At 73.8% G+C, this 12,718-nt stretch carries 13 protein-coding genes; 4 read left to right on the top strand and 9 right to left on the bottom strand.

Translation table 11 applies throughout. The annotated features are described in order from the left end of the window. The first annotated feature begins 9 nt into the window (after window positions 1–9). Both ACUJ8O_RS02835 and ACUJ8O_RS02830 read left to right on the top strand, forming a co-directional pair. Complete coding sequence (locus ACUJ8O_RS02835; RefSeq protein WP_036338493.1) at window positions 10–540, top strand: ATP-dependent zinc protease family protein; 531 nt, start codon at window positions 10–12, stop codon at window positions 538–540. Next, the gene (locus tag ACUJ8O_RS02830; RefSeq protein WP_445373126.1) at window positions 537–1,652 is read left to right on the top strand and encodes a succinylglutamate desuccinylase/aspartoacylase family protein; all 1,116 of its coding nucleotides are present in this window, start codon (window positions 537–539) and stop codon (window positions 1,650–1,652) included. Before ACUJ8O_RS02835 ends, ACUJ8O_RS02830 begins: the two co-directional genes overlap by 4 nt. 40 nt (window positions 1,653–1,692) lie before the next feature. Here ACUJ8O_RS02830 and ACUJ8O_RS02825 read toward each other — a convergent pair whose 3' ends face one another. The 6 genes from ACUJ8O_RS02825 to ACUJ8O_RS02800 all read right to left on the bottom strand — a co-directional run bounded on the left by ACUJ8O_RS02825 (window position 1,693) and on the right by ACUJ8O_RS02800 (window position 6,801). Then, the gene (locus ACUJ8O_RS02825; RefSeq protein ID WP_371506789.1) at window positions 1,693–2,916 is read right to left on the bottom strand and encodes an MFS transporter; all 1,224 of its coding nucleotides are present in this window, start codon (window positions 2,914–2,916) and stop codon (window positions 1,693–1,695) included. Window positions 2,917–3,017: 101 nt separating this feature from the next. Then, window positions 3,018–3,479, bottom strand: a complete 462-nt coding sequence (rplI, locus tag ACUJ8O_RS02820; protein WP_020621886.1) for a 50S ribosomal protein L9 — start codon at window positions 3,477–3,479, stop codon at window positions 3,018–3,020. A 28-nt stretch (window positions 3,480–3,507) separates the two neighbouring features. Further along, window positions 3,508–3,747 (bottom strand): 30S ribosomal protein S18, encoded by a 240-nt coding sequence (gene rpsR, locus ACUJ8O_RS02815; protein ID WP_002857788.1) that lies wholly within the window; start codon window positions 3,745–3,747, stop codon window positions 3,508–3,510. Window positions 3,748–3,977: 230 nt separating this feature from the next. Continuing rightward, window positions 3,978–4,574: a single-stranded DNA-binding protein gene (locus ACUJ8O_RS02810; RefSeq protein ID WP_044659956.1), complete on the bottom strand. Its 597-nt coding sequence runs from the start codon at window positions 4,572–4,574 to the stop codon at window positions 3,978–3,980. 132 nt (window positions 4,575–4,706) lie between these two features. Beyond that, complete coding sequence (gene rpsF, locus ACUJ8O_RS02805; RefSeq protein WP_002857790.1) at window positions 4,707–5,012, bottom strand: 30S ribosomal protein S6; 306 nt, start codon at window positions 5,010–5,012, stop codon at window positions 4,707–4,709. Window positions 5,013–5,313: 301 nt separating this feature from the next. After that, window positions 5,314–6,801 (bottom strand): M18 family aminopeptidase, encoded by a 1,488-nt coding sequence (locus tag ACUJ8O_RS02800; RefSeq protein ID WP_445373125.1) that lies wholly within the window; start codon window positions 6,799–6,801, stop codon window positions 5,314–5,316. Window positions 6,802–6,907: 106 nt separating this feature from the next. Here ACUJ8O_RS02800 and ACUJ8O_RS02795 point away from each other — a divergent pair, with 106 nt between their 5' ends. Next, complete coding sequence (locus ACUJ8O_RS02795) at window positions 6,908–7,237, top strand: hypothetical protein (RefSeq protein ID WP_257997765.1); 330 nt, start codon at window positions 6,908–6,910, stop codon at window positions 7,235–7,237. Here ACUJ8O_RS02795 and ACUJ8O_RS02790 read toward each other — a convergent pair. Further along, on the bottom strand, window positions 7,228–8,751 hold the full coding sequence (locus ACUJ8O_RS02790) for a glycosyltransferase family 87 protein (RefSeq protein WP_445373124.1): 1,524 nt from the start codon (window positions 8,749–8,751) through the stop codon (window positions 7,228–7,230). The two genes, ACUJ8O_RS02795 and ACUJ8O_RS02790, sit on opposite strands and share 10 nt — an antisense overlap. 169 nt (window positions 8,752–8,920) lie before the next feature. On the opposite strand from ACUJ8O_RS02790, the gene ACUJ8O_RS02785 reads away from it, so the two are divergent. Further along, window positions 8,921–10,006, top strand: a complete 1,086-nt coding sequence (locus tag ACUJ8O_RS02785) for an inositol-3-phosphate synthase (RefSeq protein WP_144819071.1) — start codon at window positions 8,921–8,923, stop codon at window positions 10,004–10,006. Window positions 10,007–10,112: 106 nt separating this feature from the next. Here ACUJ8O_RS02785 and ACUJ8O_RS02780 read toward each other — a convergent pair whose 3' ends face one another. Both ACUJ8O_RS02780 and ACUJ8O_RS02775 read right to left on the bottom strand, forming a co-directional pair. Then, complete coding sequence (locus ACUJ8O_RS02780) at window positions 10,113–12,251, bottom strand: acyltransferase family protein (protein ID WP_445373123.1); 2,139 nt, start codon at window positions 12,249–12,251, stop codon at window positions 10,113–10,115. A gap of 143 nt (window positions 12,252–12,394) precedes the next feature. Beyond that, complete coding sequence (locus tag ACUJ8O_RS02775; protein WP_115165600.1) at window positions 12,395–12,694, bottom strand: DUF7218 family protein; 300 nt, start codon at window positions 12,692–12,694, stop codon at window positions 12,395–12,397. Between the last annotated feature and the right edge of the window lie 24 nt (window positions 12,695–12,718).

The following is a 12,718-nucleotide window of genomic DNA, read 5'->3' as shown; positions in this document are numbered from 1 at the left end:
ATGAGGGGCGTGTCTGAATCTAAGCACACGGCCCCGGCCCCCCACGGCGCGCCCGCCACCGACGACGGCGCCGCTCGCCCGGGTCTGGTGGGCTGGCGCGAATGGGTCGGCCTGCCCGCCGCCCACACCCCCTGGATCAAGGCCAAGATCGACACCGGCGCCCGCACCTCGGCGCTCCACGCCTTCGGCATCGAGCGGTTCACCCGCGACGGCGCCGCGTGGGTCCGGTTCGAGGTGCACCCGTGGCAGACCTCGGCCGCGGACGCGCGGACGGCCGAGCTGCCGGTGGCCGACCTGCGCACGGTCCGCTCCTCGAACGGCGAGGCGCAGGAGCGCGTCGTCGTCGTGATGCCGCTGACCCTGGCCGGCCGCACGATCGAGGCCGAGGTGACCCTGACCCACCGGGACGAGATGGGCTTCCGCATGCTCGTGGGGCGCACCGCGCTGGCCGCCGGCGGCCTCCTCGTGGACCCCGCCGCCTCGTACGTGGGCGGGCAGCCGCCGCGCGGCGTGCGGCGCCGGAACCGGGGACGCGCGTGAGCCGTCGCCCCGCCCGCGCCCCCTTCGCGTTCGGCGGGGTCGAGGTGGCGGCAGGCCGCCGCCACGAGCTGTCCCTGCCGATCTCCCAGCTCGTCACGGGCGCGGACGTCACCCTGCCCGTGCACGTGCTGCACGGCCGCGAGGACGGGCCCACCGTGTGGGTCTCCGCCGCGATCCACGGGGACGAGGTGGCCGGCGTCGAGATCGTCCGCCGCGTCCTGGAGCGCCTACAGCCCACGCAGCTGCGCGGCACCCTGCTGGCCGTGCCCATCGTCAACGTGCTCGGCGTGATGGCCGGGGACCGCTACCTGCCGGACCGCCGCGACCTGAACCGCTCCTTCCCCGGCTCCGCCCGGGGCTCGCTGGCCTCGCGCATCGCGCACCTGATGATGACCGAGGTGATCGGCCGCTGCACCGTGGGCATCGACCTGCACACCGGCGCGGACCGCCGCTCCAACCTGCCGCAGATCCGGTGCGACTTGGAGGACCCCCAGACCCGCGCGCTCGCCGAGGCGTTCGGCGCGCCCGTGCTCTTCCACGCCCGCCTGCGGGACGGCTCCCTGCGCGCCGCGGCCCGCGAGACCGGCGCGCGCGTGCTGCTCTACGAGGCCGGCGAGGCCTGGCGGTTCGACGAGTACGCGATCGCCCCCGGCGTGGACGGGGTCCTGCGCGTGCTCGCGGCCCTGGACATGGTGGACCCCGCGGACGTCGGGCTCACCGAGCCCGGGCCGGACGCCGTCGTCGACGCCCCAGGCCCGCTGCCCGGCGAGGTCCCCGAGGAGCGGACCACGGACGTGCCCGAGGCGACCGACGCCACCGGCGAGGACACCGAGGCCGTGCACCCCGACGTCGTCGACGGTGAGCAGGACGCCCCCTACCTGGTGTGGCAGTCCACGTGGGTGCGCGCCCGCGCGGACGGCCTCGTGCACCTGGACGTCTCCCTCGGCGAACGCGTGAGCGCCGGGGACCGGATCGGCGCGCTCTACAACTCGTTCGGCCGCCGCCTCGCGCACGTGAAGGCCGAGCTGACCGGCGTGGTCATCGGCCGCACCGAGGCACCCCTGGTGCACCGCGGCGACGCCCTCGTGCACATCGGAGGATGGGACGCATGAGCAGCCGCGGGGCGTTGGCCGCGCGCCGGAGCCGCCCCGCTCAGGCCGGGGACGGGCGCCGGGCGATGGCCCGGCCGCCGTGCACGAGCCGGTAGTAGAGCAGCAGCGCCACCCCGACGCCGCCGGAGAGCAGGTACATCACCGGGATCCCGACGGCGGCCACCACCGCGCCGAGCACCATGGGGCCGAGGCCGGTGCCGAGGTCCAGGAGCAGGAAGAACGTGCCCGTGGCGACGCCGATCTCGGTGGGCCGGACCACCTTGATCGCGATGGTCTGGAACACGCTCACCACGGGCCCGTAGGTCAGCCCCAGCAGGGCGCCGGCCACGAGCATGCCCGCCGGCTCCCGCCACAGCGCCAGCACCGCGTAGGAGACGGCCATGCCCGCGAGGATCGGGTAGACGACGGCGTTGTCCCCGTGCCGGTCGTGCAGCACACCCAGGACGGCGCGGCCCACGATGGTGCCCGCGGCGAAGAGCAGGAAGAACAGGCTCGGCACCATCGCCGGGTAGCCCTGCTGCTGCGCGAACGTGGCCATGAACGCGAGGATGCCGCCGTACATGAACCCGGAGGCCAGGGCCACGCCCGCCGCCGGCGCCACCTCCGCGGAGAACACGTCCGCCCGGTGCAGCCGGAACCGGCCCGTCAGCGGCGGCTCGGGCACGCGCAGGAACAGGGCGATCAGCAGGGCCATGCCCGTGAAGCCGATGCACGCCCGGAACAGGGCGTCGTAGCCGAGGGCCGTGCTCAGCTGCAGCGCCACCATCGGCCCGACGGCGCCCGCGAGCGTCATGGACGTGGAGAACCAGCCGGTGCCCTCGGAGCGGCGCACGGGCGGGACGATCCGCTGCACGGCCGTGGCCAGCACGGTGCCGGCCGCGCCGAAGCACATGCCGTTGAGCAGCCGGACCGCGGTCAGCGTGGCCAGGGAGTCCGCCCAGAGGTACGCCGCCGTCGTGAGGACGTAGCAGGCCAAGGCGACGAGCAGGACCCGCCGCCGCCCCCACGCGAAGGTGGCGGGCGTCGTCGTCATGCGGGTGAGGACCGCGCCCAGCACGAACGCCCCCACCACGACGCCGGCCTCCGCGTCCGACGCGCCGAAGGACGTGACGGCGTAGAGCGCCATGGCGGTCATGAGCGTGTAGAAGATCATCGCCACGAACAGGTAGGTGGCGCTGACGAGGATGAACGGGCGCGTCCACAGCGGCGGGCGCGGGGCCGCCGTCGAGCCGGCGGGGTCGGAGGACGGTGGGGCGGAGGGCATGACCTCCATGTTCCCCCACGGCACGAGGCCCCGGCCCGCTCGTGAAGAGCAGACCGGGGCCTCGGGTGCGTCGCGTGCGCGACGGGCTCAGAAGCGGATGATCACTTCTTGGCCTTGGCGGCCACGACCACCAGCTGGACGGTCGCGATGACGTCCTCGTGCAGGCGGACCTGGGCCTCGTGGTTGCCCACGGACTTGATGTGCGCCGGCAGGGTGATCGAGCGCTTGTCCACGGAGCCGAGGCCGGCGGCCTCGATCGCCTCGGCGACGTCGGCGGTCTGGACGGCGCCGAACAGGCGGCCCTCCGCACCGGCGGTGCGCTCGAGCTTCACGGTGGCGGACTGGAGCTGCGCGGCCTGGGCCTGCGCGTCCTCCAGGTTCGCCACGGCGCGGGCCGCGCGGGCCTTCTGCAGGGACTCGACCTGCTTCTCCCCGCCCTTGGTCCACACGGTGGCGAAACCGCGCGGGAGCAGGTAGTTGCGGGCGTACCCGTTCTTGACCTCGACCACGTCACCGGAGGTGCCGAGACCGGCCACTTCCTGGGTCAGGATGAGCTTTGCCATCTGGGTGTTCCTTCCTTCGCTCGCTCGATCAGCCGCGGCCGGCGCCGGCGTAGGGCAGCAGGGCCACCTCGCGGGCGTTCTTGACGGCCTGGGCGATCTTGCGCTGCTCCTGGACGGTCACGCCGGTCACGCGACGGGCACGGATCTTCCCGCGGTCGGAGATGAACTTGCGCAGCAGGGCCACGTCCTTGTAGTCGATCTCGGTGATCTTGGCGGCCTTGAGCGGGTTGGACTTCGGTTTGGGCTTGCGGAGTTCAGCCTTCGCCATCGTGGTGCTCCTTCAGAGTTCTCTGGAGCCCGCAGAACGGTTCTGCGGGATGGGATCACGCGGCGTCCCGTGCGGGACACGGGGCCGTGTGCAGTGCGGCCCGGCGGTGCCGGGTCGCGGGTGGGATGGGCCGCCGGGGCGGCCCTCCGGGCGACGTGCGCCCGGACGGAGAGGTCCGTGGTGTTCCGTGTCCGTCGCGGCCGTGGGGGCCGCACCCGGTCAGTGCAGGATCAGAACGGGGGCTCGTTGGAGGACGGGGTGTCCCATCCGCCGCCACCGCCGCCGGACCAGGGGTCCTGCGGCGCGGCCTGGCCGCCGCCCTGCTGCTGGCCGCCCCAACCGCCGCCCTGCTGGGCGCCGCCGAAGCCGCCGTCGTTGTTCCCCCCGAAGCCGCCGCCGGCCGGGGCGCCGCCGAAGCCGCCCCCCTGCTGGCCGCCGCCGAAGCCACCGCCGCCGCCGCCGCGCTGGGCGCGGGTGACCTTGGCCGTGGCGAACCGCAGCGCCGGGCCGACCTCGTCCACGTCCAGCTCCCAGCTGGTGCGACGATTGCCGTCCCGGTCGTCGTAGGAGCGCGCCCTGAGGCGGCCCTGCACGATCACGCGCATGCCCTTGGTCAGCGACTCCGCCACGTTCTCCGCGGCCTCGCGCCAGACCGAGCAGCGCAGGAACAGCGCTTCGCCGTCCTTCCACTCGTTGGTCTGGCGGTCGAACGTGCGGGGCGTGGACGCGACGGTGAAGTTCGCGACGGCCGCGCCGTTCGGGGTGAAGCGCAGCTCCGGGTCGGCGGTGAGGTTGCCGACCACGGTGATGACGGTCTCGCCTGCCATGGTCACTCCTGTCTTCGGGGGTTCTGCCGGTCAGTGACCGGATCCGGGGATCCGGGACTGCTCAGCGGGGTTCCGGTGGGGGCGTCGGGGACTGATCCGATGCTCTCAGACCCTCCGGACACGGTACGAGGATCACTCAGCGGTGATCTTCTGCTCCTCCGGACGGATGATCTTGGTGCGCAGGATCGTCTCGTTGAGGTTCAGCAGACGGTCCAGCTCCTGGGTGGCGGCCGGCTCCGACTGGAAGTTGACGACCACGTAGATGGCCTCGGACTTCTTCTGGATCTCGTAGGCGGTCTTGCGGCGACCCCACACGTCGATGTTGTCGACGGTGCCGCCGGCGTTCGTGACGACCTCGAGGTACTTCTTCAGGGTCGGCTCCACGGTGCGCTCGTCGACCTCAGGGTCGATCAGCACCATCAGCTCATAAGCACGCATGCGAACCCACCTCCTCTGGGCTTGCGGCCGCGGTCTCTCCGCGGCAGGAGGTTCTGTGCTCGTCGTCCGTGTGATGCTCCGCGCTCTTCGGCGGCACGCAGACAACCTGATCCATCCTAGCAGTTCGAGGGAGGGGCACTGGCGCGGCGCTGGCGTCGCGTCCACCCGCGCGGGCGCCTCCCGCGCGTCGAGCCCGCGAGCCAGATGATTCGGTCGTTTTCCGGCCGCTTCTACGACCGAAATCTCTGGCTCGGGGCCATCCAGGAGCAGAAATCTCTGGCTCGCCCCCCCACGCGCAGCCTCACACCCCGCGGAAGAACTCCCGCACGGCCGCCGTCAGATGCTCCACATCCCGCACGCCGCACATCTCGCGCGCCGAGTGCATGGACAGCAGGCCCAGGCCCACGTCCACGGTCCGGATGCCCAGGCGGGTCGCCGAGATCGGGCCGATGGTGGAGCCGCAGGGGACGTCGTTGTTCGAGACGAACTCCTGGAACGGCACCCCCGCCACGCCGCACCAGCGGGCGAACGCGGCTTCTCCCCCGGCGTCGGTGGCGTAGCGCTGGTTGGCGTTGATCTTCAGCAGCGGGCCGTGGTTCACGCGCGGGTGGTTCACGGGATCGTGCCGCTCGGCGTAGTTCGGGTGCACCAGGTGGCCGGCGTCCGCGGACAGCAGCCAGGACCCCGCGATCGCCCGCGCCCGGCCCTGCCCGGCCACGCCGAGCGCCTCGAGCACGCGCCCCATGACCTCCTCGAGCAGCGGACCGGCCGCCCCGGACCGCGACGCCGACCCCAGCTCCTCGTGGTCGAACGCGGCGAGCAGCGGGATCACCGGGGCGCCGGACGCCTCACCGGCCACCCCGCCCGCGACGGTCCCCTCGTACACGATCGGCCCCTCGGCGCCGCCGTGCTCGCGCGCCAACTCCTCGAGCGCCACGAGGCCCGCGTGCACCGAGCTCAGGTTGTCCAGCCGGCCCGACGCGAAGAACTCGCCCGCCAGCCCGAAGAGTCCGGGCGCCTGGGCGTCGGCCACCACGACGTCGTGCCCGCGCACCGCGGCCGGGTCCACGCCGGCGGCGGCCGCGAGCGCGGTCAGCACGTCACCGGGCACGCGGGCGACCAGACCGTCGGCCACGGTCGCGCCGGCGCCCTCGCCGCGCGGGTCGAGCGCCCCCACGACGGGGTTCGTGTGCCGCTGCCGCTTCAGCGTCAGCCCCTCGTTGACCTCGCGGTCCAGGTGGATGGCCAGCTGCGGGATGCGCCCCACGGGCCCGGTCGCGGCGAGCACCTGCGTGCCGTCGTCGAGGGCGAGACGCCCGGTGAACCGCAGCTCGCGGTCCAGCCACGAGTTCAGCAGCGGGCCGCCGTACACCTCGACACCGGCCTGCACCCAGCCGTCGGCCGTGACGGTGGCCGGGTTCGGCTTGAGCTTGAACCCCGGCGAGTCCGTGTGCGCGCCGAGCACGCGGAACACCGGCACGACGCCGGCGCTCGGCCCCGCGTCGTCCGGCCCGGCCACGCGCGGCTCAGCGCCCGCGGCCCGGCCCAGCGCCCCGGCGCCCGTCGGCACGATCCAGGCCACCGCCGCGCCGTCGCGCACCACCACATAGCCGCCCGGGGCCGACGGGAAGTCGACCGTCTCGTCCAGCCGGGTGAAGCCGACGGCCTCCAGGCGGCGTGCGACCTCCTCCGCGGCGTGGTAGCTGGAGGGCGAGGCGGTCACGAACTCGGCCAGGTCCCGCAGGTGGGCGGGCAGCTCGGCGGCGGTGTCACGGGTCACGGGGGTCATGCCCCGACCGTACCGCCCCCACCACCCCGTCCGACTACCCTGGCCCGCAAGCGGGCCCGCCGCATCGCCCGCCCCGTCAGCGCAGGAGGAGCCCGCCGTGGACATCATGATCGCCGTCGCCGTGGGGGTCTTCCTCCTGGTGGCGTGGACCGTGGGCGGCTGGGCCATCGTGCGGATGGGCTTCACCCGGGACGGGGACGCGGCCCGCACCCCCGCCCACGACGACGGCGCCGCGCGTCCGGCGCACCCCGGCGCGGCCGCGGACCCGGCCACCGACCCCCACGTGATCTGGCGCGAACAGATGAAGGCGGCCACGGCCGCCTCCGGGGCGCAGTGCGTCTGCCCGCCACCCCGCGAGGGCGGCGCCGCCGAGGCGGGGACGAGCGCGCCGCCGTCGTCCCCGGACTGCCCGATCCACCGCTGGGACTACGCCTGAACCGCGGCCGGCTGGCCTGAGCGCCCCCGGGCCGGGCCTGCGTACGCGCCGGCGAGCGGGTCGGTGTCCGGGTGGCCGCCGTGGTCGCGCTTCACGAGGTCCTCCGCCGGGTGCAGCATCTCCCACACGACGCGCCCGCACAGCCACAGCACCGCGAGCATGTGCGCGAGGATCGCGGCCACGTAGACGGAGTCGTCCATGGAGTGCTGCGGCGGGGTCTCGGCCACCCCCTTGGCCAGGTACATCCACACGGCGAAGAAGTGCAGCGCCTCCACCGTCTGCCACACCCAGAAGTCCCGCCAGCGCGGCAGGGCGAGCGCCAGGAGCGGGATCAGCCAGACCACGAACTGCGGTGAGTACACCTTGTTGGTGAGCACGAACGCCGCCACCACCAGGAACGTCAGCTGCGCCAGCCGCGGGGTGTGCCGCACCCGCACGCCGAGCACGAAGATCCCCAGGCAGCACACCGCGAAGGTCCCGTAGGCCAGCAGGGTGAGGGAGTCCTCCGGCACGAACGCCCACCCGGCCTGCGCGGCGGTCACGTCCCACGCGTGCCACACGCTGGACAGGCCCGGCCCGCGCTCGCCGGAGAAGGTGAAGAACACGGACCACGCCTGGAAGTTCACCGCCATGAGCGGCACGTTGACCGCCGCCCACGCCGCCACCGTGCCTCCGGCCGCGAGCAGGAACGGCCGCCACCGCCGCGAGCGCACCGCCAGGATCAGCAGCGGCCCCAGGATCAGCAGCGGATACAGCTTCATGGCCGCGCCGAGGCCGAACAGCACCCCCGCCGTCAGGGACCGGCCGCGCGACCACGCGTACATGCCGCACGCCAGCAGGGCCACGGCCCACAGGTCCCAGTTGATGGTGCCGGCCAGCACGATCCCCGGGGCCACGGCCACCATGATCCCGTCCGTCCACCGGCGCCCCGCCATCCGGACGGTCAGCACCGCGACGACGGCCCACAGCACCACCACGAACCCGAGGTTCACGAGCCAGAACACCACCGTGCCCTGCTCCGGCGAGAACGGCAGCGCCTGCGTGATCCAGGCCGCCACCGAGCCCACGACGGACATCAGCACGGGGTACTCGAACGTGGAGCCCTCCCGGAACGGCGCCCACGGGTCCGCCGCGAACCCGCGCCCGCCGTAGAGCGCGGCCCAGTCCGAATAGCAGCCCGCGTAGTAGACGTTCGGCGCGCCCCAGCCGTGCAGCAGGCACGGTGACTTCTGCAGCACGGTCACGACGGCGGCCAGAGCCACCAGCAGCCCCGTCAGCGCCACGGGCCCGGCCCAGGAGCCGGTCCCCCGCCCCGGGCCGTTCGCCGCGAGGCCGCCGGCGAGCTGGAAGCGGCCGCCGCGCTCGCCGGGGGCGGGCAGGGCACCGGACGGTGCGCTGTCAGCGGAACGCCCAGCGGGGGCGCCCGGGGCGGTCACGGCGTCGCTCGGGGTGCCGTCCGCGGCGTGAGTGGGCGGCTCGCTGGGGGTCGCGGCGTGCGCGGGGGCCGGTCTCATGCCCCCATCCTAGGAAGCCGCCCGGACCCCGGACGGGCGGGGCCGCCGTCGTCGGTCGTAGACTGGCGGGGTTGATCCCCGGGTGAGCGCCTCGCCGAACGGTGTGGGCCCCCTGTGCGCGCCCCGCGTGCCCGCACCCGTTCCGGACAGTCGAGGAGAGAACCAGACCGTGGCCACCAACCCCATCCGCGTCGCCATCGCCGGCGTGGGCAACTGCGCAACATCCCTCATCCAGGGTGTGGAGTACTACCGCGAGGCGAAGGCCACGGACACGGTGCCGGGCCTGATGCACGTGCAGTTCGGCGACTACCACGTGTCCGACCTCGAGTTCGTGGCCGCGTTCGACGTGGACGCGAAGAAGGTCGGCCTGGACCTGTCCGAGGCCATCACCGCCTCCGAGAACAACACCATCAAGATCGCGGACGTGCCCCACGCGGACGTCACCGTCCAGCGCGGCCCCACCCTGGACGGCCTCGGCAAGTACTACGCCGAGACCATCGAGGAGTCGGACGTCGAGCCCGTGGACGTGGCCCAGGCCCTCCGCGACGCGGAGGTGGACGTGCTGGTCTGCTACCTGCCCGTCGGCTCGCAGCGGGCCACCGAGCACTACGCCCAGGCCGCGATCGACGCCGGCGTCGCGTTCGTGAACGCCCTGCCCGTGTTCATCGCCGGCACCCCGGAGTGGGCCGAGAAGTTCACCGCCGCGGGTGTGCCGATCGTGGGCGACGACATCAAGTCCCAGATCGGCGCCACCATCACCCACCGCGTGATGGCCAAGCTGTTCGAGGACCGCGGCGTCACCCTGGACCGCACCTACCAGCTCAACGTGGGCGGCAACATGGACTTCAAGAACATGCTCGAGCGCGAGCGCCTGGAGTCCAAGAAGATCTCCAAGACGCAGGCCGTCACCTCCAACACCTCCGCGCAGCTGGGCGAGAAGGACGTGCACATCGGCCCGTCCGACTACGTGGCCTGGCTCGACGACCGCAAGTGGGCGTTCGTGCGCCTCGAGGGCCGCAACTTCGGCGACGCCCCCGTCTCGCTCGAGTACAAGCTCGAGGTGTGGGACTCCCCCAACTCGGCCGGCGTGATCATCGACGCCGTGCGCGCCGCGAAGATCGCCCTGGACCGCGGCATCGGCGGCCCGATCCTCTCGGCCTCGTCCTACTTCATGAAGTCCCCGCCCGTGCAGCACAACGACGACGCGGCGCACGAGCTCGTGGAGGCCTTCATCCGCGGCGACATCGAGCGCTGACCCGCCCGGTCCCCGCGGACCGCGCACGACGCCGGCCCGTCACCTTCCCCGTGGAGGTGACGGGCCGGCGTCGTCGTGGGGGCGCGTGCCGCCCCGGCCACCGCGCTCAGCGCCGGGCGCCGAGCCGGTCCTCGATGGTGAGCCGGACGAGCTGGGCGTACATGGCCTGGCCGTCGGCGCGGGGGTGCACGCCGTCGGCGGAGAAGTCCGTGACGTGCTGCTTCGCCGCGGCGTCCCAGTCCGCCAGGACGATCCGGTCCGGGTGGGCCTCGGCCTGCGCCTCCATCTGCACCTGCACGTCCGCGATCCAGTCCATCGGGCCGTGCGGCACCACGAGCACGAGCAGCCGGTCCTCGCCGACGGCCGCCAGGATCTTCTCCCAGTCGCCCCGATGGGTGGTGCCGTTGGCGCCCAGGGCCACCACGACGACGTCGCTCAGCTGGCCGTCCGCCTCGAGCTTCTCGAGCTCGTCCGCGGCGTCCCAGATCTGGTAGCCCACCTCCGCCTCGAGCAGCATCCCCGGCAGCTGCTCCATGAGCGTGGGCGCGGCCGAGAGCGAGACGGAGTCGCCGATCAGGGTGACGTCCGGGCCGAGCTCGGACGGCGGCAGGGCCGCGGTGAGCTGCTCCTTGGAGTACGTGGGGCGCGTGACGGCCGGGTCGCCGAGCCCGAGCCCGGACGGCTCGGCGGACGATCCGGGCGAGGACGTCGCGCCGGCGGAGTCCTCCGCGTCCCCGGGGGCGGCCGAGCCGGGCGAGGCCGAGGCCGACGCCTCGGCCCGCTTCGACTGCTCCGCCGCGCGGGACTCGCGGGCCGCCTGCTGCGCCGCCTCGGCGGCCTTGAGGGACTCCTCCGCCTGGGCGATGTCCTGCTCGAGCTGGGTCTGCGCGGGCGAGTGCACCACGGCGGCCACGGCCGCCGCGGGCACGGCCACGAGCCCCAGCGCCGTGGCGGCGGCCGCGAACCGGCCGATCGGCCCGGCCCCGCCCGTGAACGCCCGCCGCGCGGCCGCGCCCCAGCGGCCGAAGGCGCCCCTGAACCCCTCGTGGAGGATGGGCTCCTCGATCAGCCGGGTGCTCAGGTCGGCGATCAGGGCGGTCAGCAGCAGGATCGCGCCGGCGGCCACGGGCTCGACCCACCCGGGGGCGTCCACGGGCACCATCACGCGCATGATCACGAGCAGCGGCCAGTGCCACAGGTACGCGGCGTAGGAGCGGCGCCCCCACCAGCGCAGGAACCTGTTGCCCAGCACGCGCGAGAGCGAGTCGCGCCGGTCACCCTGCACCACGTGCCAGACGATGAACGCGACGACGGCGGACAGGCCCGCCAGCACCCCGCGGTACGTGCTCGCGTGGCCGCCGTCGACCAGGGCGAAGCCCGCCGCGAGCACCGCGACGGCGCCCCACGCGACGGCCACCCGCGTGGCCGAGGTCCGCGGCTCGGGGCCGCCGTGCTCGGGCCGGGGCACATGGGCCAGGCCGATCGCCACGCACGCGCCGAACAGCAGGCCGAAGGCGTGGGTGTCCGTGCCGAAGTAGAGGCGGGCCTGCTCGAACCCGTGCCACGAGCCCCAGGCCATCCACGCCGCGGAGGCCACGGCCGCGACCGCGACCGCCAGGATGCGGCGTCGGTCCGCCACCCGCCCCGAGTTCACCGTGCTGCGCGGCGGCCAGGTGAGCAGGAGCAGCCCCCAGAGGAGCAGGGGCCAGAGGATGTAGAACTGCTCCTCGATCGCCAGGGACCACAGGTGCTCGAACAGTGGCGGGGAAGCGCGGTTGAAGTAGTCCCCGCCCTGCAGGATCATCACCCAGTTGCTGGTGTAGGTCAGGGCGCCGAACCATTGGCGGCCCAGGCCCGCGGGGAACTCGTCCACCGCCAGCCACGCGAGCGCGGTGGTGCCCACGAGCGCCATCAGCATGGCCGGGATGAGGCGCCGGACGCGCTTCATCCAGAAGGTGCCCAGCGCCACGCCCCGGCCCGCGTCCACACCACGGACCAGGCCGGTGGTGATGAGGAAGCCGGAGAGCACGAAGAACATGTCCACGCCCACGAACCCGCCGCGCAGGAAGGTGGGCCAGGCGTGGAAGACGAGCACGGCGAGCACCGCGATCCCCCGCAGCCCGTCGAGGGCGGTCACCCGGCCGGGGCCGCGACTGACCCGTGTGCCGACCTTGACGGCGGGCGCGCCGTCCTGGGGCGACAGGGCATGGCGGGGCACGGGCGCGGTGCGCTGGTCGGAACTCACAGCGGTCGATCATCCCATCCGGACCTGGATGGGCCAAAGCCTCCGGCTATCCCCGCCCACCCCACCGGGTTGGGGGCGGTTTCCGGCGGTATTCCGCTCCCAAAGCACCGGTTTCCGCCCCGGAAGCGGGGGGCGGGCGCCGGTCAGTGGTCGCGCAGCGCCTCGATGAGCTCGTCCTTGGTCATGGTGGAGCGGCCCTCGATGTCGAGCTCGCGGGCCCGCTTCGCGAGCTCGTCCTTGGTCCAGTCCTCGTAGGAGCCGGCCTCGCCGCCGCGCTCGGCGACCTCGTCCCGGCCGTCCCGGGCGGAGGCGTTGGCGATCCGCGCGGCCTTCTCCTCGCTCGCGCCCTCGCGGCGCAGCGTCTCGTAGACCTCGGGGTCCTTGATGTTGGAGGTGCCGGGGCCCATGGGGGCGCCGTTCTTCTCGGTCTTCTTCTCAGCCATGCGGCCAGTGTGGTCCCGGCCCGA

It is taken from the genome of Micrococcus sp. EWR3.9.1, from assembly GCF_052615555.1.
The sequence above is the reverse complement of the archived record's forward strand: the minus strand, read 5'-3'. Positions and strand labels throughout refer to the sequence as shown.

What these genes read in the sequence shown, in the direction of transcription:
- ACUJ8O_RS02825 (WP_371506789.1), bottom strand. Translation starts at nt 2,916, where the DNA reads ATGCCCTCCGCCCCACCGTCCTCCGACCCCGCCGGCTCGACGGCGGCC.
- rplI (WP_020621886.1), bottom strand. Translation starts at nt 3,479, where the DNA reads ATGGCAAAGCTCATCCTGACCCAGGAAGTGGCCGGTCTCGGCACCTCC.
- rpsR (WP_002857788.1), bottom strand. Translation starts at nt 3,747, where the DNA reads ATGGCGAAGGCTGAACTCCGCAAGCCCAAACCGAAGTCCAACCCGCTC.
- ACUJ8O_RS02810 (WP_044659956.1), bottom strand. Translation starts at nt 4,574, where the DNA reads ATGGCAGGCGAGACCGTCATCACCGTGGTCGGCAACCTCACCGCCGAC.
- rpsF (WP_002857790.1), bottom strand. Translation starts at nt 5,012, where the DNA reads ATGCGTGCTTATGAGCTGATGGTGCTGATCGACCCTGAGGTCGACGAG.
- ACUJ8O_RS02800 (WP_445373125.1), bottom strand. Translation starts at nt 6,801, where the DNA reads ATGACCCCCGTGACCCGTGACACCGCCGCCGAGCTGCCCGCCCACCTG.
- ACUJ8O_RS02795 (WP_257997765.1), top strand. Translation starts at nt 6,908, where the DNA reads ATGATCGCCGTCGCCGTGGGGGTCTTCCTCCTGGTGGCGTGGACCGTG.
- ACUJ8O_RS02790 (WP_445373124.1), bottom strand. Translation starts at nt 8,751, where the DNA reads ATGAGACCGGCCCCCGCGCACGCCGCGACCCCCAGCGAGCCGCCCACT.
- ACUJ8O_RS02775 (WP_115165600.1), bottom strand. Translation starts at nt 12,694, where the DNA reads ATGGCTGAGAAGAAGACCGAGAAGAACGGCGCCCCCATGGGCCCCGGC.